The sequence below is a fragment of the Streptomyces olivaceus genome (assembly GCF_000721235.1).
In the GTDB taxonomy this organism is placed as follows: Bacteria; Actinomycetota; Actinomycetes; order Streptomycetales; family Streptomycetaceae; genus Streptomyces; species Streptomyces olivaceus.
Genome location: NZ_JOFH01000015.1, coordinates 1 through 22,328, shown reverse-complemented (window position 1 = coordinate 22,328; position 22,328 = coordinate 1). Strand labels below are relative to the sequence as shown.

The 22,328-nt window shown below is 73.7% G+C and carries 19 protein-coding genes and 2 pseudogenes; 12 read left to right on the top strand and 9 right to left on the bottom strand.

Features of this window, described 5'->3' with window-relative positions; translation table 11 throughout:
• The first annotated feature begins 1 nt into the window (after position 1).
• Positions 2 to 1,873 carry an ABC transporter permease subunit gene (locus IG94_RS0117830; RefSeq protein WP_078892333.1) on the top strand — a complete coding sequence of 624 codons (1,872 nt, stop codon included), beginning with the start codon at positions 2 to 4 and terminating at the stop codon, positions 1,871 to 1,873.
• Positions 1,870 to 3,132, top strand: a complete 1,263-nt coding sequence (locus IG94_RS0117825) for an MFS transporter (protein ID WP_031037263.1) — start codon at positions 1,870 to 1,872, stop codon at positions 3,130 to 3,132. Before IG94_RS0117830 ends, IG94_RS0117825 begins: the two co-directional genes overlap by 4 nt.
• A 23-nt stretch (positions 3,133 to 3,155) precedes the next feature.
• Here the strand turns inward: IG94_RS0117825 and IG94_RS43155 are convergent, their stop codons facing one another.
• Positions 3,156 to 3,356, bottom strand: coding sequence for a hypothetical protein (locus IG94_RS43155; protein WP_043483924.1), 201 nt, complete (start codon positions 3,354 to 3,356; stop codon positions 3,156 to 3,158).
• A 113-nt stretch (positions 3,357 to 3,469) separates the two neighbouring features.
• Between IG94_RS43155 and IG94_RS0117815 the strand changes: the two genes are divergently transcribed.
• On the top strand, positions 3,470 to 4,318 hold the full coding sequence (locus IG94_RS0117815) for an oxidoreductase (RefSeq protein WP_031037261.1): 849 nt from the start codon (positions 3,470 to 3,472) through the stop codon (positions 4,316 to 4,318).
• Positions 4,318 to 4,932, top strand: coding sequence for a TetR/AcrR family transcriptional regulator (locus tag IG94_RS0117810; RefSeq protein WP_031037258.1), 615 nt, complete (start codon positions 4,318 to 4,320; stop codon positions 4,930 to 4,932). Before IG94_RS0117815 ends, IG94_RS0117810 begins: the two co-directional genes overlap by 1 nt.
• A gap of 70 nt (positions 4,933 to 5,002) precedes the next feature.
• Here the strand turns inward: IG94_RS0117810 and IG94_RS0117805 are convergent, their stop codons facing one another.
• Positions 5,003 to 5,761 carry a CDP-alcohol phosphatidyltransferase family protein gene (locus tag IG94_RS0117805; RefSeq protein ID WP_031037254.1) on the bottom strand — a complete coding sequence of 253 codons (759 nt, stop codon included), beginning with the start codon at positions 5,759 to 5,761 and terminating at the stop codon, positions 5,003 to 5,005.
• A 109-nt stretch (positions 5,762 to 5,870) separates the two neighbouring features.
• Here IG94_RS0117805 and IG94_RS0117800 point away from each other — a divergent pair, with 109 nt between their 5' ends.
• The 5 genes and pseudogenes from IG94_RS0117800 to IG94_RS43535 all read left to right on the top strand — a co-directional run.
• Positions 5,871 to 6,875, top strand: a complete 1,005-nt coding sequence (locus IG94_RS0117800) for a zinc-dependent alcohol dehydrogenase (RefSeq protein WP_031037250.1) — start codon at positions 5,871 to 5,873, stop codon at positions 6,873 to 6,875.
• Between the two features lie 114 nt (positions 6,876 to 6,989).
• The gene (locus IG94_RS0117795) at positions 6,990 to 7,388 is read left to right on the top strand and encodes a 6-pyruvoyl trahydropterin synthase family protein (RefSeq protein WP_031037248.1); all 399 of its coding nucleotides are present in this window, start codon (positions 6,990 to 6,992) and stop codon (positions 7,386 to 7,388) included.
• Between the two features lie 119 nt (positions 7,389 to 7,507).
• Complete coding sequence (locus IG94_RS0117790) at positions 7,508 to 8,671, top strand: glycosyltransferase family 4 protein (protein ID WP_052410751.1); 1,164 nt, start codon at positions 7,508 to 7,510, stop codon at positions 8,669 to 8,671.
• Complete coding sequence (locus IG94_RS38690; protein WP_107060598.1) at positions 8,668 to 9,861, top strand: hypothetical protein; 1,194 nt, start codon at positions 8,668 to 8,670, stop codon at positions 9,859 to 9,861. The genes IG94_RS0117790 and IG94_RS38690 overlap by 4 nt, the downstream gene beginning before the upstream one ends.
• A 152-nt stretch (positions 9,862 to 10,013) precedes the next feature.
• Positions 10,014 to 10,754 (top strand): annotated as a pseudogene (locus IG94_RS43535) (lysylphosphatidylglycerol synthase transmembrane domain-containing protein); the annotation flags it as partial.
• Positions 10,755 to 10,840: 86 nt separating this feature from the next.
• On the opposite strand, the gene IG94_RS40515 reads toward IG94_RS43535, so the two are convergent.
• Positions 10,841 to 11,614, bottom strand: a complete 774-nt coding sequence (locus tag IG94_RS40515; RefSeq protein WP_078892332.1) for a creatininase family protein — start codon at positions 11,612 to 11,614, stop codon at positions 10,841 to 10,843.
• Between the two features lie 77 nt (positions 11,615 to 11,691).
• Between IG94_RS40515 and ribA the strand changes: the two genes are divergently transcribed.
• On the top strand, positions 11,692 to 12,363 hold the full coding sequence (gene ribA, locus IG94_RS0117770) for a GTP cyclohydrolase II (RefSeq protein ID WP_031037237.1): 672 nt from the start codon (positions 11,692 to 11,694) through the stop codon (positions 12,361 to 12,363).
• A 69-nt stretch (positions 12,364 to 12,432) separates the two neighbouring features.
• Here ribA and IG94_RS0117765 read toward each other — a convergent pair whose 3' ends face one another.
• From IG94_RS0117765 to IG94_RS0117755, 3 genes are all read right to left on the bottom strand, one after another.
• Complete coding sequence (locus IG94_RS0117765; RefSeq protein ID WP_031037235.1) at positions 12,433 to 13,662, bottom strand: serine hydrolase domain-containing protein; 1,230 nt, start codon at positions 13,660 to 13,662, stop codon at positions 12,433 to 12,435.
• A 193-nt stretch (positions 13,663 to 13,855) separates the two neighbouring features.
• On the bottom strand, positions 13,856 to 15,220 hold the full coding sequence (locus IG94_RS0117760) for an MFS transporter (RefSeq protein WP_031037232.1): 1,365 nt from the start codon (positions 15,218 to 15,220) through the stop codon (positions 13,856 to 13,858).
• A 199-nt stretch (positions 15,221 to 15,419) separates the two neighbouring features.
• Complete coding sequence (locus IG94_RS0117755) at positions 15,420 to 16,085, bottom strand: TetR/AcrR family transcriptional regulator (protein WP_031037227.1); 666 nt, start codon at positions 16,083 to 16,085, stop codon at positions 15,420 to 15,422.
• A 201-nt stretch (positions 16,086 to 16,286) separates the two neighbouring features.
• Between IG94_RS0117755 and IG94_RS0117750 the strand changes: the two genes are divergently transcribed.
• Positions 16,287 to 17,165: a shikimate dehydrogenase gene (locus IG94_RS0117750; RefSeq protein WP_031037224.1), complete on the top strand. Its 879-nt coding sequence runs from the start codon at positions 16,287 to 16,289 to the stop codon at positions 17,163 to 17,165.
• Between the two features lie 14 nt (positions 17,166 to 17,179).
• On the top strand, positions 17,180 to 18,985 hold the full coding sequence (locus IG94_RS0117745) for a sugar phosphate isomerase/epimerase and 4-hydroxyphenylpyruvate domain-containing protein (RefSeq protein ID WP_031037220.1): 1,806 nt from the start codon (positions 17,180 to 17,182) through the stop codon (positions 18,983 to 18,985).
• Here the strand turns inward: IG94_RS0117745 and IG94_RS0117740 are convergent.
• The 3 genes and pseudogenes from IG94_RS0117740 to pgi form a co-directional block, all read right to left on the bottom strand.
• Positions 18,972 to 20,432 carry a hypothetical protein gene (locus IG94_RS0117740; RefSeq protein ID WP_031037218.1) on the bottom strand — a complete coding sequence of 487 codons (1,461 nt, stop codon included), beginning with the start codon at positions 20,430 to 20,432 and terminating at the stop codon, positions 18,972 to 18,974. The genes IG94_RS0117745 and IG94_RS0117740 overlap by 14 nt on opposite strands.
• Positions 20,433 to 20,567: 135 nt before the next feature.
• Positions 20,568 to 21,155 (bottom strand): annotated as a pseudogene (locus IG94_RS38685) (NADP-dependent phosphogluconate dehydrogenase); the annotation flags it as partial.
• Between the two features lies 1 nt (position 21,156).
• A partial coding sequence (pgi, locus tag IG94_RS0117730; protein ID WP_031037215.1) for a glucose-6-phosphate isomerase occupies positions 21,157 to 22,328 on the bottom strand: 1,172 nt, incomplete at its 5' end.

The following is a 22,328-nucleotide window of genomic DNA, read 5'->3' as shown; positions in this document are numbered from 1 at the left end:
CGTGCGGCAGCGGGTGGCCACCGCGGTGTGGAGGGTCCTGCTCGCGGGCGGGCTGGTGTGCGGGGTCGGGCTGCTGCCGTGGCTGACCCGCACCGATCCGGCGTACACCGTCCTCAAGGCGCGGTCCGCCGAGCGCGAGCCCACCCCCGAGGTGCTGGACGACATTCGCCGGCAGCTCGGGATCGAGGGCGGGCCGGTGCAGGTCCTCGGGAACTGGCTGGGCGGGGTGGGGCGCGGGGATCTGGGGCAGTCGTGGCTCTCCGGGAGCGACGTGCTGCCCGGTGTGGCGACGGCGCTTGGGGCCTCGCTGCTGCTCATGGGGGTCGCGCTGCTCGTCGCCGTCGTCACCGCCGGGGCCGTCTGCGCCCGCACGCTCCGGCTCGGGGGACAGCGGCGGCTCGGGGGGAGGAGGCGCGGGGGGACGGGGTCCGCGGTGCTGGCCTCGCTGCCCGAGTTCCTCGTCGCCTCCGTGCTCGCCACCCTCGTCGGAGTGCAGCTCGGGTGGCTGCCCGCGCTCGGGTGGTACGGGCCCCAGTGGACCGTGCTGCCCGCGCTCGCCCTCGGGTTGCCTGCCGGTGCCGTACTCGGGCGGCTGCTCGACGACCTGCTGCCCGGCGCGTTCGCCGAGCCCTGGGCGCTGGCCGCCGCGGCGCGCGGGCTGACCGGGCGGTCCGTCGCCCGGCAGGCCGTGCGGCGGTGCGTGCCCGCGCTGCTGCCCAACCTCGGACTGTTCGTCGTCGGTCTGACGGGTGGGGCGGTCGCCGTCGAGCAGGTCTTCGACATACCCGGGCTCGGTCGGACCACCCTCCAGGCCGCCCTCGCCCAGGATCTTCCCGTGCTCCAGGCCGGGACCCTCGCCCTCGTCCTCCTCGCCGCGCTCGCCACCGGAGGCGCCCGGCTCGCCGCCCGCCTGCTGACCGGGCCCGCGGTGCGGGACGGTGCGCTCTCCTCACTGCACCGGCCCGCCCCGCCCGGGCGCCTGCTCCCGCCGGTCCTCTACGGCGCCGTCCTGATCGTCGTCGCCGGGGTCGGGCTCGGCCGCGACCCGCTCGCCCTCGACACCGGGCAGCGGCTGCGGGCGCCCTCCCCCGCGCACCCCTTCGGCACCGACGCCCTCGGGCGCGACCTGCTCGCCCGCGTCGGGCACGGGGCGCTGGACACGCTGCTCCTGGCCTCCGCCATCAGCGCCGCCGCGCTGCTCCTGGGCGTGCTGCTCGGGCTCGTGCCGCGGGTGGCCGCGCCGCTCGTCGACACGGTCAACGCCGTGCCGCCCGTGCTCCTGGCCCTCCTCGTCACCGCCGTCGTCGGGAGCGGGGCGGCGACACCCGCGTTCGCCGTGGGCGCCGTCGCCTGGGCGCCACTCGCCACGCACACCGCCGCACTGCTCCGCCAGGAACGCGCCACCCTGCACATCACCGCCACCAAGGGGCTGGGAGCCGGGCGGGCGTATCTGCTGCGGCACGAGCTGCTGCCCGCCGTGCTGCCCCCCGTGCTCCGGCACGCGCTGCTGCGGCTGCCCGGCGTCGCCCTCGCGCTCGCCTCCCTCGGCTTCCTGGGCCTCGGCGCCCAGCCGCCGTCGCCCGAGTGGGGGCTGCTCCTCGCCGAGAACCAGCCCTACGCCGAGCGCGCCCCCTGGGCCGTACTGGCTCCCGCGGCCGTACTGGCCCTCCTCGGCGCGCTCGCCGTCACCGCGGCCGGTGCACTGCGTCGCGGGCCGCGCGGGGGCCGACGGCCGGCTCGGCCGGATTCCTCGGCCGGTGACGGCGGAGCGGGCGATGACGGCGGAGCGGGCGGTGACGGCGGAGCGGGCGGTGCGCGGGGCGTCGTGGGGGTCGTGGGGGTCGTGGAGAAGGAAGCCGTCGTCGTTCGATGAGTGCCATGTCTTCCGTGGGCCGGAGTGCGAAGGCGGCGCGGCGTGTTCCGCTCTCTCCGCTGCTCCGGCTGCTCGTACTCACCCAACTCGCCTTCAACATCGGCTTCTTCGCCGTGCTGCCCTTCCTCTCCGAGCATCTGGGGCAGTCCGTCGGCATGGCCGGGTGGCTGGTCGGGTTCGTGCTCGGGCTGCGTACCTTCAGCCAGCAGGGGCTGTTCGTGGTCGGCGGGGCGCTGGCCGACCGGTACGGCATCCGGCCCGTCGTGCTCGCCGGGTGCGTGCTGCGGATCGCCGGGTTCGGGTGGGTGGGGTTCGCCGAGCGGACCTGGGCCGTCGTCGGCGCCGTGCTGCTGATCGGGTTCGCCGCCGCCCTGTTCTCGCCCGCCGTCGAGTCGGAGGTCGCCCGGCAGGCCGTCGTGTGGGAGGCGGAAGGGGGCGGGGACCGGACGCGGGTACTCGCGCTGTTCACCGTCGCCGGGCAGGCCGGCGCCTTCGTCGGGCCGCTCCTCGGGGCGCTGCTGCTGGCCGTCGACTTCCGTACCGCGTGCCTCGCGGGAGCCGGGGTGTTCGTGCTCGTCCTCGCCGGGCACGCGTGGCTGCTGCCGCAGCGCATCCCCGGGCGGGTCCAGGTCCGGGTGGCGGGCGGTGCGCGGCTGCTGCTGCGCAACCGGCGCTTCCTGGCGCTGTGTTGCGCGTACGGTGCCTATCTGCTCGCCTACAACCAGCTCTACCTCGCCCTGCCCGCCGAGGTCGAGCGGGCCGCCGGCTCGCAGGCGCCGCTGGCCTGGCTCTTCGCGCTGTCCTCGGTGCTCGTGGTGAGCGCGCAGCTGCCGGTGACCCGGTGGGCGGGGGAGCGGCTGGCGCCGCGGCGGTCGATGGCGGCGGGGCTGGTGCTGATCGCTGTCGGGTTCGCCGTCGTCGCGGTGGCGCGGCCCGCCGGGTGGACGGGGGCGGGTGGGCTGGCACCGGCCGCCGGGTTCGTCGTCCTGCTCACCCTCGGACAGATGCTCGTGGCGCCCGTCGCCCGCGCCTGGGTGCCCGACCTCGCCGAGGAGGGGCGGCTCGGGCTGTACACGGGCGCGCTGTCCTCCGTGTCCGGGCTGATCGTGCTCGCCGGCAGCTCCGTCACCGGTCTGCTGCTGGACGCGGGACTGCCGGGCGCCGTGCCGTGGCTGGCACTGGCCGCCGTACCGGTGGTGGCGGCGGCGGTGCTGCCGCGGGGGCGGACGGGTGACCTGTCCGCTCGGCCCCAGTCCTGAGCCCTGGTCGCAGCGGTCCTGACTCAGTCCTGACTCCGCAGTGTCGCGACCGCCTCGTCGAAGAGGCGTACGGGGTCGTCGGCGCCGCCGGAGCGCAACCACGCGTCGACCGCCGCGCCGAAGCAGGCCGGCGCGGCGGCTTCGTAGCACCAGTCGGCGGCGACCCCCCTCCGTGCGCGCGGCGGGTGTGTCCAGTGGACGGCCGAGCCATGGGGGCCGCCCACGGAGCCGTGGGCGGCGCCCGAATCGACGTGACGATGAAAAAAATCGACGTTGTGTAGAGTTGGAGGGAAAGGGGGAGCAGTCCGGCTCCCCGACGACCTCTCCCGGAGGAACGGTGCAACAGCAGAAGTGGCTCATCACCGGCGTCAGCACGGGCCTCGGCCGTGCCTTCGCCCAGTCCGCCCTGGCCGCCGGGCACACCGTCGTCGGGACGGTCCGATCCGAGGAGGACCTGCGGGTCTTCGAAGCACTGGAGCCCGGGCGCGCTCACGGCCGCATCCTGGACGTGACCGACGGCGACGCGGTCTCGAGTGCGCTCACGGAGGTGGAGCGGAACGTCGGTCCGTTGGACGTCGTCGTCGCCAACGCCGGCTACGGGCTGGAGGGCACCTTCGAGGAAACCCCGCTGGCCGAGGTGCGGCGGCAGTTCGAGGTCAACGTGTTCGGGGCGGTGGCCACGCTGCAGGCGGCCCTGCCGCACATGCGCCGGCGCCGCCGCGGACACCTGATGGCCGTCACCTCCATGGGCGGGCTCATGGCCGTACCCGGCATGTCCGCCTACTGCGGCAGCAAGTTCGCCCTGGAAGGCATCCTGGAAGCACTGGGCAAGGAGGTCGCACAGTTCGGCATCCACGTGACGGCGATCGAGCCCGGCTCCTTCCGCACCGACTGGGCCGGACGGTCCATGACACGCGCCGCGCAGTCCATCGACGACTACGACGAGCTGTTCACCCCCATCAGGGAAGCGCGGCAGAAGGCCAGCGGGAACCAGTTGGGCAATCCGGCCAAGGCCGGGAACGCCGTCGTGCACATCACGTCGGTCGACCAGCCGCCGGCCCACCTCGTCCTCGGCTCGGACGCGCTGCGACTGGTCACCGCCGCGCGCACGGCTGTGGATGAGGACATCCGTGCCTGGGAGTCCCTCTCCCGCACGACCGACTTCGCCGAGGGCGCTCAGCTCTGATGCCCGCTCACCACTCCGCGCGGAGCCGGCGTGCCACCGAACGCAAGGGCGATCTCCGGGAGCGGGCCATTCTGGACACCTGCGAAACCTTGCTGGTGCAGAAGGGCTACGACGCCATGACCGTCGGCGACCTGGCTCAGGGCGCCGGCATCACACGCGGCGCCCTGTACTTCTACTTCGGCTCCAAACAGGAAGTGGTCACCGCACTCGTGGCCCGGACCGTCGAGCACCTGTGGGAGCGGTCCCGGGCCACCGCGGAGGCCGACGAGCCGCGCCGGGCCGTCACGGCGGCGATGCGGCGCACGGTCGAGCTGTGGGACGAGCACGGCCCCGTCATGCGCACGGCGATCGACCTGTCGTTGACCGTGCCGGAGATCGGCGAGCTGTGGAGCCACACGGCTGACCTTTTCATCACGGCCATCACCGCTGTCCTGGAACGCGCCGGCGTACAGGCCGGCCCCGAACCGGAGCAGGCGCCGGCGATGGCGCGCGCCCTGTGCTGGATGATCGAGCGGACCTTCTACCACGCCTCGCAGGAATCGCACGAGGAGCTGCAGAAGGCATCGTCGACCTGCGAACACATCTGGCTGACCAGCGCCGGTCTCACCGCCTGAACCAGGCGTCCGGCGGTGCGGGCGCTGACGCGCGGCACCGCGGAAGGTTCACCGCCGTGGCGCGGAAGGCTCACTGAGCCACCAGCTCCCGCACCGTCCCGGCCGGGGCGGCAGTCTTCCGCGGCCTGCGCCACAGCCACAGCACGTCCCGGCCGAACGACCACACCAGGAGGCCGAGGGCCAGCGCCGCCACGGCCGCGTTCGCCGCGCGCGGCAGCAGGTGCGCGCCCGCCAGCAGGAGCAGGACGCCCTGCAGCGCGGCCACCGTCTTGCGGGCCGTGCTCGGCGGCAGCGGGGCGGTCAGCCACGGCCACACCCGGGCCGCGGCGACGAACACGTACCGCATGCCGCCGATCAGCAGCACCCACGGACCCAGGTCCATCGCCACGTACACGCTCAGCACCAGGATGAGGAACGCGTCCACCTCCATGTCGAAGCGGGCGCCCAGCGCGGTGGACGTGCCGGTGCGGCGGGCGACCTTGCCGTCCACGCCGTCCAGGATCAGAGCCACCGCCGTCAGACCGACGAGGAGGTAGACGGGCGGCGCGCTGCGGAAGGAGTCCGCGACCAGGGCCGTCACCCCGCCGACCAGGGTGGCCCGGCCGAGCGTGACGCGGTTGGCCGGGCCGAACGACGGCAGCCGGGAGCGGTGCAGGGCCCGGGACAGCACCGCCCAGCTCGCGAACGCGAACGCGAGGCCGGTCAGCCAGCCGGCCGTCCCCATCCCGATCGCCGTGCCGAGCAGCGACAGCAGCACGATCTGCGCCCCCGCCCCGACCGCGGTCTCCTGCTGGACAGGCCTCGCGTCGTACGTGTTGTTCAGGGCCACCGATACACCCTCCGGCCGTGTGACAGAGTCGATCAACGCCGCTACCTTGTGCGCGGCTTGTGCATCCCTCGGTACGTGGGTGGCTTCCCGATCGTTCAGGAGGAGTTCGATGACACGCAGGGCACGTGCGTTCTGGGTCGAGGCGCCGGGGAAGGGCGCGATCCGGGAGGTGGAACTGCCGGTGCCGGGCCCGGACGACGTGCTCGTGCGCGCGCTCTTCACCGGCGTGAGCCGGGGCACCGAGACCCTCGTCTTCGCCGGCCGGGTGCCCGAGAACCAGTACGCGGCCATGCGCGCGCCCTTCCAGGAGGGCGACTTCCCGGGGCCGGTGAAGTACGGCTACCTCGGCGTCGGCGTGGTGGAGGAGGGGCCGCAACGTCTCCTCGGACGAACCGTGTTCTGTCTCCATCCGCATCAGACGCGGTACGTCGTCCCGGCGGCCTCCGTCACCCCCGTACCGGACGCGGTGCCCGCCGGGCGGGCCGTGCTGGCCGGCACCGTCGAGACCGCCGTCAACGCCCTGTGGGACGCCGCGCCCCTGCTCGGCGACCGCGTCGCCGTGGTCGGCGGCGGCATGGTCGGCTGCTCGGTGGCCGCCCTCCTGGCCCGATTCCCCGGCGTCCGAGTCCAGTTGATCGATGCCGACCCGGCGCGGGAAGAGGTCGCCGACGCGCTCGGCGTCGACTTCGCCCTGCCCGGCGACGCCCACGGCGACCGCGACCTCGTCGTCCACGCCAGTGCCACGGAGCAGGGCCTCGCCCGCGCCCTGGAACTGCTGCGGCCCGAGGGCACCGTCCTCGAACTGAGCTGGTACGGCGACCGGCGCGTCGCCCTGCCGCTCGGCGAGGCGTTCCACTCCCGGCGCCTGACCCTGCGCAGCAGCCAGGTCGGCACCGTCTCCCCGGCCCGCGTCGCCACCCGCACCTACGCCGACCGGCTCGCCCTCGCCCTCGACCTGCTCGCCGACCCGGCCCTCGACGCGCTCGTCACCGGCGAGTCCGCGTTCGGCGAACTGCCGCAGCTGATGCCCCGGTTGGCATCGGGCGAGATCCCCGCCCTGTGCCACCGGATCCGGTACGACGAGGAGGACGACGGCACCGGTACCGGCGCCTGACCTTGCGGAAAGACGTACGGCCGACTGAACAAGGCAAGGCACCCAGCCGTAATAGACGGCACCCCGCGCAGCGATCGGCGGGGAGAAGACGTGCCACACCTGGAGGGTCGTCCGTTGTTCAGCATCACCGTCCGCGATCACATCATGATCGCCCACAGCTTCCGCGGCGACGTCTTCGGGCCGGCGCAGCGCCTGCACGGAGCGACGTTCCTCGTGGACGCCACCTTCCGGCGCGAGCAGCTGGACGAGGACAACATCGTCGTCGACATCGGACTGGCCACCCTGGAACTGGGCGCCGTCGTCAGCGAGCTGAACTACCGCAACCTCGACGACGAACCGGACTTCACCGGGGTCAACACCTCGACGGAGTTCCTGGCCAAGGTCGTCGCCGACCGGCTCGCCGAACGCGTACACAAGGGCGCGCTGGGGGAGGGGGCCAGAGGCCTGGCCGGACTCACGGTGACCCTGCACGAGTCGCACGTCGCCTGGGCGAGTTACGAGCGTGCGCTGTGACCGAGACATCTCTCGGCTCCTCCGCCGCCTCCGCCTCCGCCGCCTCCGCCTCCGCCGCCTTCGCCGCCTCCGCCGGTCCGACGGCCGGGCGCACCCGCCTCGCCTACGTCCCCGCCCAGCTGACCGGGCGGCAGCCCGCGCGGCCGACGCGGCCCGCGTCCCCGAGGAACGACGGGATCATCCCCATGTCCCTGCGCTCCGTGCACTTCGTCATGCCGGGCGGGATCGACGACCTCGCCGCCCCGAGCGGCGGCAACGCCTACGACCGCCGGGTCCGTCTCGACCTGCCCGGCTTCGGCTGGCGGGTCCGCGGGCTGCCCGTCGACGGCGACTGGCCCCGGCCGGACGACACCGCCCGCGCCGAACTCGCCCGCGTTCTGCGCCGGTTGCCGGACGGCGCGGTGGTCCTGCTCGACGGCCTTGTCGCCTGCGGGGTGCCCGAGATCGTCGTGCCGGAGGCGGAACGGCTGCGCCTGGCCGTCCTCGTCCACCTGCCGCTCGGCGACGAGACCGGCCTGGAGCCCTCCGTCGCCGCCGAACTCGACGCCCGCGAACGCGCCGTGCTGCGGGCCGTCCCGGCGGTCGTCGCCACCAGCGACTGGGCGGTCCGCCGCCTCGTCTCCCACCACGGCCTGGATCCCGCCCGCGTCCACGTCGCCGCCCCCGGCGCCGACATCGCGCCCCTCGCACCCGGCACCGACGGCGTCTCCCGCCTGGTGTGCGTCGCCGCCGTCACGCCGCGCAAGGGCCAGCACCGGCTGGTGGAGGCCCTTGCGTCGGTGTCCGAACTGCCGTGGAGCTGCGTGTGCGTCGGCGGTCTCGGCCAGGAACCGGAGTACGTCGACCGGTTGCGGGAGCGGATCGCGCGGCACGGTCTGGAGGACCGGCTCGTGCTCGCGGGACCCCGGTCCGGCGCCGAGCTGGACGCCACCTACGCGACCGCCGACCTCATGGTCCTCACCTCGTACGCCGAGACGTACGGCATGGCGGTGACGGAGGCCCTGGCACGCGGGGTTCCCGTGCTGGCCACGGACGTCGGCGGTCTCCCGGAGGCGGTCGGACGCGCGCCCGACGGCGGGGTGCCCGGCATCCTCGTTCCGCCGGAGGACCCCGCCGCGCTGGCGGCCGAGTTGCGCGGCTGGTTCGGGGAGGCGGACGTACGACGCCGGCTCAAGGCCGCCGCCCGCGGCCGCCGCGCCGCCCTGAACGGCTGGGCGAGCACGGCCCAGAGCCTGGCCGGCGTACTGCGCCGGCTGCCGAGCGAACCCTGGAGGGCGGCATGAACAGGTCCACGGCGCCGACCGGAACGACGGCCGCCGGGCCCGGCCCGCAGCCCGCCTCCACGCCCGTCCCCGGGCCCGGCCCGCAGCCCGTTCCGAAGCCCGCCTCCACGCGCGTCCCCGGGCCCGCGCCGGCGTCCACCGGGGGAGTGATCCCGGGTGCGGGACCCGCCGGACGGCCGGTCACCGGCCCGGCTGTCCGGCCCGCCGCCGAGCCGCTCGCGCAGCCCACCGCCGAGCCGCTCACCGGCCGGGCCGGGCAGCCCGTCGCCGAGCGCGCCACCCTCCGGCTGCGGGAGACGCCGCCGGCGGAGGCGGAGTACGGGCCCGCGGACAACGACCCCCGAGGCGCCGCCGGCGACCCCCCGCGCTACGCCCCCGAGTGGCTGCGCCTGCGGGAGCCCGCCGATGCCGCCGCGCGGGCGCACGACCTGCTCGATCCGCTCCGGATCCGCCTCGCCAACCTGCCGACGCGGTCGGGCGGCCTGGTCGTGCACGACCTGGGCTGCGGCACCGGCTCGATGGGGCGCTGGCTCGCCCCGCTCCTCGACGGCGCCCAGCACTGGGTCCTGCACGACCGCGACCCCTACCTCCTGCACTTCGCCGCCGTCGCCGCCCCGCGCTCGGCCGCCGACGGCAGCCGCGTCACCGTCGAGACACGGCGCGCGGACCTCGCCCGCCTCACCCCGGACGCGCTGACCGGCGCGGGTCTCGTGACGGCGTCCGCCCTGCTCGACGTCCTGACCACCGAGGAGGTCGGCACCCTCGCCGCCGCCTGCGCCGGAGCGGGCTGCCCCGCCCTGCTGACCCTCTCCGTCGCCGGGCGCGTCGACCTCACCCCAGCCCACCCCTTGGACGCCGAGATCACCGAAGCCTTCAACGCACACCAGCGGCGCGAGGGACTCCTCGGCCCCGAGGCGGTCACCGCGGCCGCGGACGCCTTCGCCGCGCACGGCGCCACCGTCCGCGCCCACCCCAGCCCTTGGCGGCTCGGCCCCGACGAGGCCGAACTGACCGCCCAGTGGCTGCGGGGCTGGGTCGGCGCCGCCGTCGAGCAGCGTCCCGAGCTGCGCGAGCGGGCCGACCGGTACCTGCACGAGCGCCTCGCGGTCTGCGCGGCCGGTGAGTTGCGCGTGGTCGTCCACCACACCGATCTGCTGGCGCTGTGCCGGCCGGCGGGCGGCGCCTCGTGAGCGCATCGACGGCGGTACGGGCGGAAGTCCCACCGGCACTCCCCAGTCGGACGAGCGCAGTCGCTGTGCCCGCGCCTCCCGTCCGCCGCGCCCTGCGCGCCCACCTCGGGACCCTCGTCGGCACCGTCATCCTCGGTGTGCTCCTGTGGCGGATGGGCACCGGCGTCTTTCTGGACGGACTGCGCCGGATCGACGGGCCCACGCTGCTCGCGGGGCTCGGGATCGGGCTGGTCACCACGGTGTTCAGCGCCTGGCGCTGGGTCCTGGTGGCCCGGGGGCTGCGCATCCGGCTGCCGTTGGGGGCGGCCGTCGCCGACTACTACCGCGCCCTGTTCCTCAACGCCGCCCTCCCCGGCGGCGTCCTCGGCGACGTGCACCGCGCCGTACGGCACGGGCGGAGCGCCGGTGACCTGGGGCGCGGCGTGCGGGCCGTCGTCCTGGAGCGGGCTGCCGGACAGCTCGCGCTGGCGGCCGTCGGGATCGTCGTCCTGCTCACCATGGACTCCCCGGTCCTGGCCGAGGCCCGGCAGATCGCACCGCCCGCCGCCCTGGCGGCACTCGGCGCGCTCGCCGTCCTCCTCGCCCTGCGCATGAACAGGACCCCCGTACGCCGGGGGAAGGCCCTGCGATCGGCGCTCGGCGAGGCGCGCGAGGCGCTGCTGTCCCGGCGCAACCTGCCGGGCGTCGCGGTGTCGTCGGTCGTCGTGCTCGCCGGGCACCTCGCGATGTTCGTGGTCGCCGCCCGGGTGGCCGGCAGCGATGCCACCGTCGCCGAGCTGACACCGCTGGCCGTACTGGCGTTGCTGGCCATGGGACTGCCGCTGAACGTCGGCGGCTGGGGGCCCCGGGAGGGCGTCACCGCCTGGGCGTTCGGCGCGGCCGGGCTGGGGGCGGGCACCGGGCTCGGCGTGGCCGTGGTGTACGGGGTGCTCAGCCTCGTGGCGAGCCTGCCCGGCGCCGCCGTCCTCGTCGTCCGCCGCTACGACCGTCCCAGCGCCCCCTGCGCGGAGGTGCCCTCCGCACCGTCCGCCGCCGTCAGGAAAGAGAAATACGTCCCGAAGGAATCCGCGAGGCTCGCCAGCAGTTCCTTCCCCTTTTCCGCTGATGCCAGTGAAGGCCGCCCGATGACACCGGAATCGGTATAGGCGGACATACCGAGGGAGAGCAGATGGCGCCGGTCGTCCGCGACGAAATCGGCGGTCTCGTAACCGGGCCGTACCGATGCGGGATGCGCGTGCAGCAGAATGGAGGTCTCGATTTCCCCCGCATGCATGTCGGTGAGCAGCGAGGTGCGTACCCCCGCCCGCTGCCGCGCCGCCTCCCAGTCCTCCGCGGCCGGGAACAGCGCCATCCGTTCACCGCGGGCGGAGGCCTCCTGGACGACGTTGCCCAGTACGTAGTTCCCGCCGTGCCCGTTGACGACGACCAGCGCCCCGACGCCCGAACGGCGCAGGGACTCGGCTATGTCCCGCACCACCGCGTGCAGGGTCACCGCGGAGATGCTCACCGTCCCCGGCCAGTCGGCGTGTTCGTGCGAGCAGCCGATCGTCACCGGCGGGAGCAGGTGGACCGGGTACCCGGCCGCGATCTCCCGGGCCACGGCGCACGCGACGAGCGTGTCGGTCGCCAGCGGCAGATGGTCGCCGTGCTGCTCGTAACTCCCGACCGGCAGTACCGCCACCTGACGGGAAACACCGGAACCTCGTTCCCTCACGTCCGCGCTCGTGTCCGCCGGCACCAGTGAAGCACCCATTCCCGCACGGCCTTTCGTCTTCATCGAGTCTTCCGTTGAGCAATCCGTTGAGCAGTCTGTTGAGGAACGCGAGAATCATGACAGAAAAAGTTGGTGTACTCGGCAAGAAGGCTTCGCAGCGGTCGCAGCGCACGGATGTGGAACGCGTCGTGGTCACGCCGCTTCCCACCGTGTACGGCGAATTCCGGGCGTACGGCTATCTCGACCACGAACGGGGCGACGAACAAGTGGCCCTCGTGCACGGCGAACCGGGCGCCGAAGGAGTGCTCACCCGGCTCCACTCCGAGTGCCTGACCGGGGACGCGTTCGGCTCCGAGCACTGCGAGTGCGGCGCCCAACTCGCCACCGCCCTGCGCCAGGTGGCCGACGCGGGCAGCGGCGTCGTGGTCTACCTGCGCGGCCACGAAGGGCGCGGCATCGGGCTGCTCGGCAAGCTGCGCGCGATGGCGCTGCAGGCGGAGGGCCTGGACACGGTCGAGGCGAACCTCGCCCTCGGCCTGCCGGTGGACGCCCGCGACTACGGCGTCGCCGCCCGCATCCTGGACGACCTCGGGGTGCGGTCCGTGCGCCTGATGTCCAACAACCCCCGCAAACGGGAGGCGTTGGTGCGCCACGGCATCCAGGTGGCCGAGCAGGTGCCGCTGCTGATACCGCCGTGCGAGAGCAACATCACCTATCTGCGCACCAAGCGGGAACGGCTCGACCACCACCTGCCGCACCTGGACGCGGTGGCCCACGTCTCGTCCTGACCGGCAGCGGAGGCGACCGGCAGCGGGAGGCGGCCGGCAGCGGGAGGCGGCCGGCCGCGGAGGCGGGACTCAGTCCCGCACGGCCTCGTGCACGAGCCGCTTCAGGTCCGGGTAGACCGTGTGCGAGGCGCGCGGCCGTACCTGGGTCATGAACTGCACCGTCAGGTCACGGCCCGGGTCGACCCAGAAGGTGGTCGTCGCCACTCCGCTCCAGCCGTACGTACCGAGCCCGCAGGGCGACCGGGTGCGGCTCGGGTCGACGACCACCGACACGCCGAGCCCGAAGCCGACGCCGTCGTTGCCCGGTTCGTCGTGCGCCGGGCGGCTGCCGACGGCCCGCAGATCGGCGCCGTCCGGCAGGTGGTTGCGGGTCATCAGGTCCACCGTGTGCGAGGAGAGCACCCGGACGCCGTCGAGTTCGCCGCGGCGGCGCAGCAGTTCCGCGAAGCGGTGCACGTCGTACGCGGAGGAGACCAGGCCGCCGCTGCCCGACAGGAACCGCGGCCGGCCCCGCAGCGGCAGCCCGGGCACCGGTTCGATGCCGCCGTCCTCCGTCTCGCCGTACAGCTCGGCCAGCCGCTCCGCCTGCGCGTCGGTGACGTGGAAGCCGGTGTCGCCCATGCCGAGGGGCCCGAAGATCCGCTCCGCGCAGAACACGTCGAGTGGCTGTCCGGAGACCACCTCCACGAGCCGCCCGAGTACGTTGCTGGCCACCGAGTAGTTCCACTCGGTGCCCGGCTCGAACTGCAGCGGCAGGCTCGCGTAGAGGTCGACCGTCTCGGCCAGGTCCGCGCCCGGCAGCACCGACGACTCCACACCGGCCGCCCGGTACAGCGCGTCGACGGGGTGAGAGTGGTAGAAGCCGAAGGTGAGGCCCGCGGTGTGGGTCATCAGGTGCCGGACGAGCACCGGACCGGCGGCCGGCCGGGTCACGGGTGCGTCCGCGGGGCCTTCGACGTACACCCGCGGTTCGGCGAAGGCCGGCAGGTAGCGGGCCACGGGATCGTCCAGGGACAGCCGGCCCTCCTCCACCAGCGTCAGCGCGGCCACGGACGTGACCGGCTTGGTCATGGAGTAGATCCGCCACAGTGTGTCGGCCCGCACCGGGAGTCCGGCGGCGACGTCGCGCCGTCCGTGTACGGTCAGGTGTGCGACGCGCCCGCCCCGGGAGACGGCCACGAGGAAGCCGGGCAGCCGGCCGTCGTCGACCTGCCGGGCGAAATGCCCGTCGAGTCGGTCCAGTGCCGCGGGGTCCAGCCCGGCCGCGTCCGCGTCGACCTCCTGCCGCAGGGGTGGCATCGCCATGGTGCTCCTTGATCGTTCGTCGAGACCCGTCCGGCATACCCCGCACACGCCGGTCCGGAACACCCGTCCGCCGATCCGCCGGTACGCTCCCCCGCACCGGTCGTGACACGCCGCCGCCGCGCGGCCCGCCCGCCCTGCCGGAGGAGGCCGCGCGGCCGGGCCTCAGGCCGTGACCTTTGGCCGGGCCTCAGGCCGTGACCGTCTCCGCCCGCGCCGCCTCCCGGTCGTCCGGGCCGCCCAACTGCTCGGTCGGCACCCGGTGGGTCTCCCGGGCCGAGAGCGCCGCGACCACCGGCGGGACGCACAGCGCGGCCGTGAACAGCGCCACCGCGAACCAGTCGTCGCCGTCCGGACCGGCGATCTGCGCCGCGAAGGTGACCGCGAACCCGGCCACCGCGAAACCGATCTGGGTGCCGATCGCCACGCCCGACAGCCGCACCCGGGTGGAGAACATCTCGCCGTAGAACGCGGGCCACACGCCGTTCGCGGCGCTGTAGACGACGCCGAAGGCGACGATGCCCAGCAGGAACGTCAGCGCGTAGGAGCCGGTCGAGATCGCCCACAGGTACAGGAACATCGCCACCGCGCTGCCGGCCGCGCCGACCAGGTACACCGGCCGCCGGCCGATCCGGTCGGACAGCATCGCCCACAGCGGGATGGCGCCGAGCGCGACGACGTTGGCGAGGGCGCCCACCCACAGCATGGCGGTACGGGACATGCCGACCGAGTCGCTGGTGGCGTACGCCAGCGCCCACACCGTGAAGATCGTGCTGACCGAGGCGACCAATGCCCCGGCGACCACGCGCAGGACGTCCGCCCAGTGGTCGCGGGCCAGCACCGCCAGCGGCATCTTCGCGACGCCCTCGGTGGCGGCCTGCTGCTCGAACGCCGGGGTCTCGTCGAGTTTGCGGCGGATGACGTAGCCGACGACGGCGACCACGACGCTCAGCCAGAACGGCAGGCGCCAGCCCCAGGCCAGCAGTTGGTCCTCGGGGAGCGCGGCGACGGGGAGGAAGACCAGGGTGGCGATCAGCTGGCCGCCCTGGGTGCCGCTGAGGGTGAAACTGGTGAAGAAGCCCCGTTTGTGCGGCGGCGCGTGTTCCAGCGTCATGGAGTTGGCGCTCGCCTGCTCGCCCGCCGCCGAGATGCCCTGCAGGATCCGGCACAGCACCAGCAGGACCGGGGCGAGGGTGCCGACCTGGTCGCGGGTGGGCAGACAGCCGATCAGGAAGGTCGACACGCCCATCAGGACCAGCGTGAACACCATGATCTTCTTGCGGCCCGCGCGGTCGCCGACGTGGCCGAGGAAGAACGCGCCGACCGGGCGCGCGGCGTAGGCGACGCCGAAGGTGGCCAGTGACAGCAGGGTGGCGGTGGCCGGGTCGGACTCGTCGAAGAAGACGTCGGGGAAGATCAGCGCCGCCGCGCTGCCGTAGATGAAGAAGTCGTAGTACTCCAGCGCGCTGCCGATCCAGGCGGCGGTCGCCGCCTTCCTGGGCTGGCCGGGCGGGGCGGCGCCCCGAGGGGCGGGGGAGGGGGCGGGGACGGACACGGCGTGCTCCTTCGGGGGACTGAGCCACGGGCGGAGTGAGCGGAGGGGAGGGGGCCGATCGGCTAATTAACCCACTGGGTAGTTAGTCGCGGTTGGGAAGGGATGTTGCGCGCACGTTTCCCCGCTGTCAAGGGGTCGCGCCGCCGCAGGGCCGCCCGCCCCCGCCGGGGGCCCGGCCGCCGCCCCGGGCCCGCGCGCCTCAGTCCGCCGCGCGCTCCGCCGTCAGATAGGCGATCACCATGTCGCCGAGCATCGCCCGGTAGTGCTCGCGCTGGTCCGGCGCGACCAGGTCGCGGCCGAACAGGGCACCGAACGTATGCCGGTTGGCGACCCGGAAGAAGCAGAAGGAGCTGATCATCGCGTGCAGGTCGACGGCATCGACGTCGGCGGTGAACAGGCCCGAGCGCTGCCCCTCGGCCAGGATGCGGCGGATCACGTCCAGCGCCGGGGAACCGATGCTGCCCAGCAGCTCCGAGGACGCGATGTGCTCGGCGTCGTGGATGTTCTCGATACTGACCAGGCGGATGAAGTCGGGGTGCCGCTCGTGGTGGTCGAACGTCACCTCGGCCAGGCGCCGGATGGCCGCGACCGGGTCCAGGTGGTCGACGTCGAGCTGCTGCTCGGCCTCCCGGATCACGCCGTACGCCCGCTCCAGTACGGCCGTGAACAGCTGTTCCTTGCCGCCGAAGTAGTAGTAGATCATGCGCTTCGTGGTGCGGGTGCGGGCGGCGATCTCGTCGACCCGGGCCCCGTCGTAGCCGGCCCGGGCGAACTCCCGCGTCGCCACGTCGAGGATCTCGGCACGGGTGCGGGCGGCGTCGCGGGTGCGCGGGCCGGATCGTGCCGGTTCGTCGACGCTGGTCATCGGGTTCCTTCGACTGGAGGCGGGAACTTCGGGTCGGGGGCGTGCCGGTGATTGTAGAAGGCTCCTCGCGCCCGCCGGGGCCGCGTCGTTCCCGCCGCCTCTCACCGCTTCCCACCGGCCCGGAGCACCTGCTATGACTAACGTACTGGTTCGTACATTGATCGCTCGGCACCCGCCGAGCCGCTCAGGAGGTCGTCCCCGGTGGCCAAGGACTCCTATCTCGTCGGACTGATCGGTTCCGGCATCGGCCCGTCGCTCAGTCCGGCACTGCACGAGCGGGAGGCCGTCCGGCAGGGGCTGCGCTACGCCTACCGGCTGATCGACATCGACACCCTCGCAGTCCCGCCCGAGGCGGTGGGCGACCTGCTGCGCGCGGCCCGCGACCAGGGCTTCGACGGGCTGAACATCACCCACCCCTGCAAGCAGCTCGTCATCGCGCACTTGGACGCCCTCACCCCGCAGGCCGAGGCGCTCGGCGCGGTCAACACCGTCGTCCTCGACGAGAGGGGACGCGCGACGGGCCACAACACCGACGTCACCGGGTTCGCCGCCTCCTTCGCCCTGGGGCTGCCCGATGCGCCGCTGGAGCGGATCGTGCAGCTCGGGGCCGGCGGAGCGGGCGCCGCCGTCGCCCACGCCGCGCTCACCCTGGGCGCCGGGCGGATCACCGTCGTCGACGCGCTGCCCGAACGGGCCGCCGCCCTCGCCGCCCAGCTGAACCGGCACTTCGGCGAAGGCCGCGCCGACGGTGCGGGACCGGACCGGCTGCCCGCGCTGCTGGCCCGGGCCGACGGCCTCGTGCACGCCACCCCCACCGGCATGGCCGCCCATCCCGGACTGCCGCTCCCCGCCCACCTGCTGCACCCCGGACTCTGGGTCGCCGAGGTCGTCTACCGCCCGCTGGAGACCGAGCTGCTGCGCACCGCCCGCGCGCTGGGCTGCGCCACCCTCGACGGCGGCGGTATGGCCGTCTTCCAGGCGGCGGACGCGTTCCGGCTGTTCACCGGGCGGGAACCCGGCACCGCGCGGATGCTCGCCGACATCACCGAACTCGCCGGTGCCGTGGGCGCCCAGAAGTAGGAAGAGGTACCGACGTGCGCACGTCCATCGCCACCGTCTCCCTCAGCGGCTCCCTCACGGAGAAGCTCACGGCCGCCTCCCGGGCCGGCTTCGACGGCGTCGAGATCTTCGAGAACGACCTGCTGGCCAGCCCCCTAACGCCCGAGGAGGTCCGGGCCCGCTGCGCCGACCTCGGCCTCACCGTCTACCTCTACCAGCCCCTGCGAGACGTGGAGGCCCTGCCCGAGGCGGAGTTCGTCCCCGCGCTGCGCCGTGCCCGGCACAAGTTCGAGCTGATGGGCAGGCTCGGCGCCGACACCGTCCTGGTCTGCTCCAGCGTCTCCCCGCACGCCCTGGACGACGACGCGCTCGCCGCCGACCAGTTGAGCCGGCTCGCCGACCTGGCCGGGGGCCACGGCATCCGCGTCGCCTACGAGGCGCTCGCCTGGGGCCGGCACATCAGCACCTACGACCACGCCTGGCGCGTCGTGGAGAGCGCCGGGCACCCCGCGCTCGGCGTCTGCCTGGACAGCTTCCACATCCTCTCGCGCGGCGGCACGCCCGAGGACCTCGAAGGGATTTCGGCCATCCCCGGCGAGAAGATCTTCTTCCTCCAGCTTGCCGACGCCCCGCTGCTCGCGATGGACGTCCTCCAGTGGAGCCGCCACTACCGCTGCTTCCCCGGCCAGGGCGGTTTCGACGTGGCCGGACTGCTGCGGCGCGTGCTGGCCGCCGGATACACCGGGCCGCTGTCCCTGGAGGTCTTCAACGACGTCTTCCGGCAGTCCGAGGCCGGTCCCACCGCCGTCGACGCCCGCCGCTCCCTGCTGACCCTCCAGGAGGAGGCCGGCCTCCCCGCCCCGCCCGCGCCCGCCCCGCCCACCGGCATCGCCTTCGCGGAACTCCTCACCCCGGACGCCGCCCCCGTCTCGGCGGTGCTCGGCGCGCTGGGCTTCGCCCGCACCGCACGGCACCGGGGCAAACCCGTCGACCTGTGGGAGCGCGGCACCGCCCGCATCTTGGTCAACACCGGCCCGGCCGAGCGCCGCGACGGCACCCGGCTGGCCGCCGTGGGCCTGGAGTCGCCCGACCCCGCCGGGGCCGCCCGGCGTGCCGAGGCGCTGCTCGCCCCGGTGCTGCCGCGCCGCCGCGCGCCCGGCGACGCCCCGCTGGAGGCGGTCGCCGCCCCCGACGGCACGGAGGTGTTCTTCTGCGCCACCGGACGCCCGGGACTCCCCGACTGGCGGGCCGACTTCGAGGACACCGGAGAGGAGGCCGAGACCGGTGCCGCCCCGCGCATCGACCACCTCTCCCTCACCCAGCCCTGGCACCAGTTCGACGAGGCCGCGCTCTTTCACCGCAGTGTCCTCGGGCTGAGCCCGCAGGAGAGCGTGGACGTCGCCGACCCCTACGGACTCCTCCGCAGCCGCGCCGTCACCACGGACGACGGCGCCGTCCGGATCGTCCTGACCGTCGGCGCCGCACCCACCGACGACACCGCGCACGCCCAGCACATCGCCCTGGCCACCGACGACGTCGTCGCCGCCGCGCGCGCCCACCGCGCCGCCGGCGGCACCCTGCTGGCGATCCCGGCCAACTACTACGACGACCTCGCGGCCCGCTACGAGTTCCCCGAGGGGGAACTGGAGACCTACCGGGAGCTGGGCATCCTCTACGACCGGGACGCGCAGGGCGAGTTCCGGCACTGCTACACGCACACCGTCGGCCGGGTCTTCTTCGAACTCGTCCAGCGCGACGGCGGCCACCGCGGCTACGGCGCGGCCAACGCCCCCGTGCGGCTGGCCGCCCAGCACGCGGCGCGCGGGTTCACTGGCGGCTGACCGTGCGGGTCAGGCCCGTGATGACCGTCGTGGCCAGGATCCAGCCGGTGACGACGAGGACGTAGGACAGCGTCTGGTACCAGCCCCGGGGCGAGAAGGCGGCCTCCTGGCCGAAGGAGATCACCGGCAGCAGCAGATCGAGCGTGTAGAACACCGGGTTGAAGTCGGGGGCCTCGTCCGGCTTGAGCGCCGGCGGGTGGTGCAGCCCGTACACGAGAGCCCCGGCCGCGAGCAGCGAGAGGAGCCAGCCGCCCGCCCGCACCGGCCGGAAGCCGTATCCCACCGTGACGTCCTGGAGATGGCCCCACAGGCGGCCGTACCAGGGCAGGGTGCGTCTGCGCCGCCGCTGCTTGGCGAGCTGCACCGAGCGGGCCGCGTCGTCGTCGCCGATCCGGCGGTAGGCGGCCGTCAACTGCTCGTAGAGGAAGGGGAGGTAGCTGTCACCCTTCTCCAGCATCGGCAGCCGCCGCTCGGCGGGCTCGTGCGGGACGAGCGACGTGTAGGTGAGGTCGTTCAGCTGGACCCAGGCCGGCACCACCTCCGGCTGGAGGAACAGCACGTCCACCTGCGTACGGCGCAGATTGAGCGCCCCCTGCACCACCGGGCCCTCCCGCAGCCAGAGTTCGCCGATCACGCAACTGCTGGCGCGCAGCGCGGTGCCCCCGGGGTTGGCCAGCCGGGCGTGGGAGAGGTCGAGGCGGCCGGGTATCCGCGCGCCGCGCAGCTCAAGCCGGCCCCGGACCTCCGCGCGCCGCAGCACCACGTCGGCCTCGGCCGAGAGCGTCTCGGCGTGCAGGGCGGTGCCGCCCGGCCGCCCCAGCACCGCGTCGGTCAGGTTGACCGTCCCGGCGACCCGGGCCCCGGTGAGCCGTACCTCGCCGCCCGCCCGCAGCCCCGGCGCCCACAGGTCGGCGCCCAGGACCGCCTGGTTCAGCTGGAGCACCGGGCCCTCGGCGTCGGGGGCGTCGATCCGGGTGCTCTCCAGGTACAGACTCCCGGTGACCTCCGCGCCCGCGAGCCGCACCATGCCGCTGAACCGGGCCCGCGTCAGCCGCAGTACGCCCTCCACCCGCACCGCGTGCGAGACGAGCCCGGGCAGCACCGACTCGCTCAGGTTCAGCTCGCGCAGCCGCGCCCCGTAGAACCGCGGCTCCTCCTCGAAGTGGCAGTGGCGCAGGCGCACTGGGTGGTCGACCGTCGCGTACTGCAGGTCGAGCCGCTCGGTGACACGGGCTCCGGCCAGGCTGAGCGCGGCGACCCGGCCGTCCTCCTGGGGGCCGGCCAGGAGCAGGGCGCGCAGCACGCTCGCGCGCACGGTCCGCTCCGGGCCCCAGGACGCGCCGTCGGCGGGGTCCTCGTCCTCCGTGGCGCGGAAGTCCACGGGCGCGCCCGAGGCGAAGGCGTGCCACACACGAGTCTCGGCCGGTGTCAGGTCGTTGATCTCCATCAGGGAGGGACTCTGACCCGAACCGGCCGATCACGTCAACGTGCTTTCACCACCGTCTACTTCTCGGCCTTCCCGGCCGCCTCGACCGCGTGGCCGCCGAACTGGTTGCGCAGCGCGGCGATCATCTTCATCTGCCTCGCGGACGTTGTCCACGGAGTCGACCTTCTCCAGCAGCTCCCAGCCCTCGGCGTAGGCCTGCATCATCGCGTACTCGATGCCGTTGTGGACCATCTTGGAGAAGTGCCCGGCGCCGACCCTGCCGGCGTGGACGTAGCCGTACGGGCCGTCCGGCTTGAGCGCGTCGAAGACCGGCTTGAGGTCGTCGACGGTCTCCTTCTCGCCGCCGACCATCAGCGCGTAGCCGTTCTTCAGTCCCCACACACCGCCGGAGACGCCCGCGTCGACGAAGTTGATGCCGCGCCTGCCCAGCTCCTCGGCGTGTTTCTCGTCGTCCGTCCAGCGGGAGTTGCCGCCGTCGATCACCGTGTCACCGGGCTTGAGCAGCGTCGCCAGCTGGTCGATGACGTGCTGGGTGGCGCCCCCGGCCGGGACCATCACCCAGACGGCGCGCGGCCGGTCCAGCCGGTCGACCAGCTCGACCAGGCTGTCGACGTCGGCCCGCTCGGGATTGGTGTCGTATCCGACGACGGTGTGGCCGGCGTTGCGCAGGCGCTCGCGCATGTTGCCGCCCATCTTGCCGAGACCAACAAGACCGATCTGCATGTCAGCGCACTTCCTTCAGTTCGCGGTAGGCGGCCACCAGCGCGGCCGTGGACGGGTCGAGGCCGGGCACATCCGCGCCTTCGGTGAGGGCGGGTTCGACACGCTTGGCCAGCACCTTGCCGAGTTCGACGCCCCACTGGTCGAAGGAGTCGATGTTCCAGATCGCGCCCTGGACGAACACCTTGTGCTCGTAGAGCGCGATCAGCTGGCCGAGCACGGACGGGGTCAGCTCGCCGGCCAGGATCGTCGTGGTCGGGTGGTTGCCGGGGAAGGTGCGGTGCGGCACCTGCTCCTCGGGCACCCCCTCGGCCCGTACCTCGTCGGCGCTCTTGCCGAAGGCCAGCGCCTGCCCCTGGGCGAACAGGTTGGCCATGAGCAGGTCGTGCTGGGCCTTGAGCCCGTCGCTCAGTTCGGCCACCGGCCGGGCGAAGCCGATCAGGTCGGCCGGGATCAGCTTGGTGCCCTGGTGGATCAACTGGTAGTACGCGTGCTGCCCGTTGGTGCCCGGCGTGCCCCAGACGACCGGCCCGGTCTCCCACTCCACGCGTCGCCCTTCACGGTCGACGGACTTGCCGTTGGACTCCATGTCGAGCTGCTGGAGGTATGCCGTGAACTTCGACAGGTAGTGGCTGTACGGCAGCACCGCGTGGGACTGCGCGCCGAGGAAGTTGCCGTACCAGACGCCCAGCAGGCCCAGCGTCAGCGGGGCGTTGGCCGGGGCCTCGGCGCTCTGGAAGTGCTCGTCGACGATGCGGAAGCCGTCGAGCATCTCGCGGAAGCGGTCCGGGCCGATGGCGATCATCAGGGAGAGGCCGATCGCCGAGTCGTACGAGTACCGCCCGCCGACCCAGTCCCAGAACTCGAACATGTTGGCCGTGTCGATGCCGAACCCGGCGACCTTCTCCTCGTTCGTCGACAGGGCGACGAAGTGCTTGGCCACGGCCTTCTCGTCGCCGCCGAGCCCGTCGAGCAGCCACGACCGCGCCGAGGTGGCGTTGGTGATCGTCTCGATGGTGGTGAAGGTCTTGGACGCCACGATGAACAGCGTCTCGGCGGGGTCCAGGTCGCGGACCGCCTCGTGCAGGTCGGCGCCGTCGACGTTGGAGACGAACCGGAAGGTCAGGGAGCGGTCGGTGAAGGCGCGCAGCGCCTCGTACGCCATCGCCGGGCCCA

What these genes read in the sequence shown, in the direction of transcription:
- IG94_RS0117825 (WP_031037263.1), top strand. Translation starts at nt 1,870, where the DNA reads ATGAGTGCCATGTCTTCCGTGGGCCGGAGTGCGAAGGCGGCGCGGCGT.
- IG94_RS0117810 (WP_031037258.1), top strand. Translation starts at nt 4,318, where the DNA reads ATGCCCGCTCACCACTCCGCGCGGAGCCGGCGTGCCACCGAACGCAAG.
- IG94_RS0117800 (WP_031037250.1), top strand. Translation starts at nt 5,871, where the DNA reads ATGACACGCAGGGCACGTGCGTTCTGGGTCGAGGCGCCGGGGAAGGGC.
- IG94_RS38690 (WP_107060598.1), top strand. Translation starts at nt 8,668, where the DNA reads ATGAACAGGTCCACGGCGCCGACCGGAACGACGGCCGCCGGGCCCGGC.
- IG94_RS40515 (WP_078892332.1), bottom strand. Translation starts at nt 11,614, where the DNA reads ATGGGTGCTTCACTGGTGCCGGCGGACACGAGCGCGGACGTGAGGGAA.
- ribA (WP_031037237.1), top strand. Translation starts at nt 11,692, where the DNA reads ATGACAGAAAAAGTTGGTGTACTCGGCAAGAAGGCTTCGCAGCGGTCG.
- IG94_RS0117765 (WP_031037235.1), bottom strand. Translation starts at nt 13,662, where the DNA reads ATGCCACCCCTGCGGCAGGAGGTCGACGCGGACGCGGCCGGGCTGGAC.
- IG94_RS0117755 (WP_031037227.1), bottom strand. Translation starts at nt 16,085, where the DNA reads ATGACCAGCGTCGACGAACCGGCACGATCCGGCCCGCGCACCCGCGAC.
- IG94_RS0117740 (WP_031037218.1), bottom strand. Translation starts at nt 20,432, where the DNA reads ATGGAGATCAACGACCTGACACCGGCCGAGACTCGTGTGTGGCACGCC.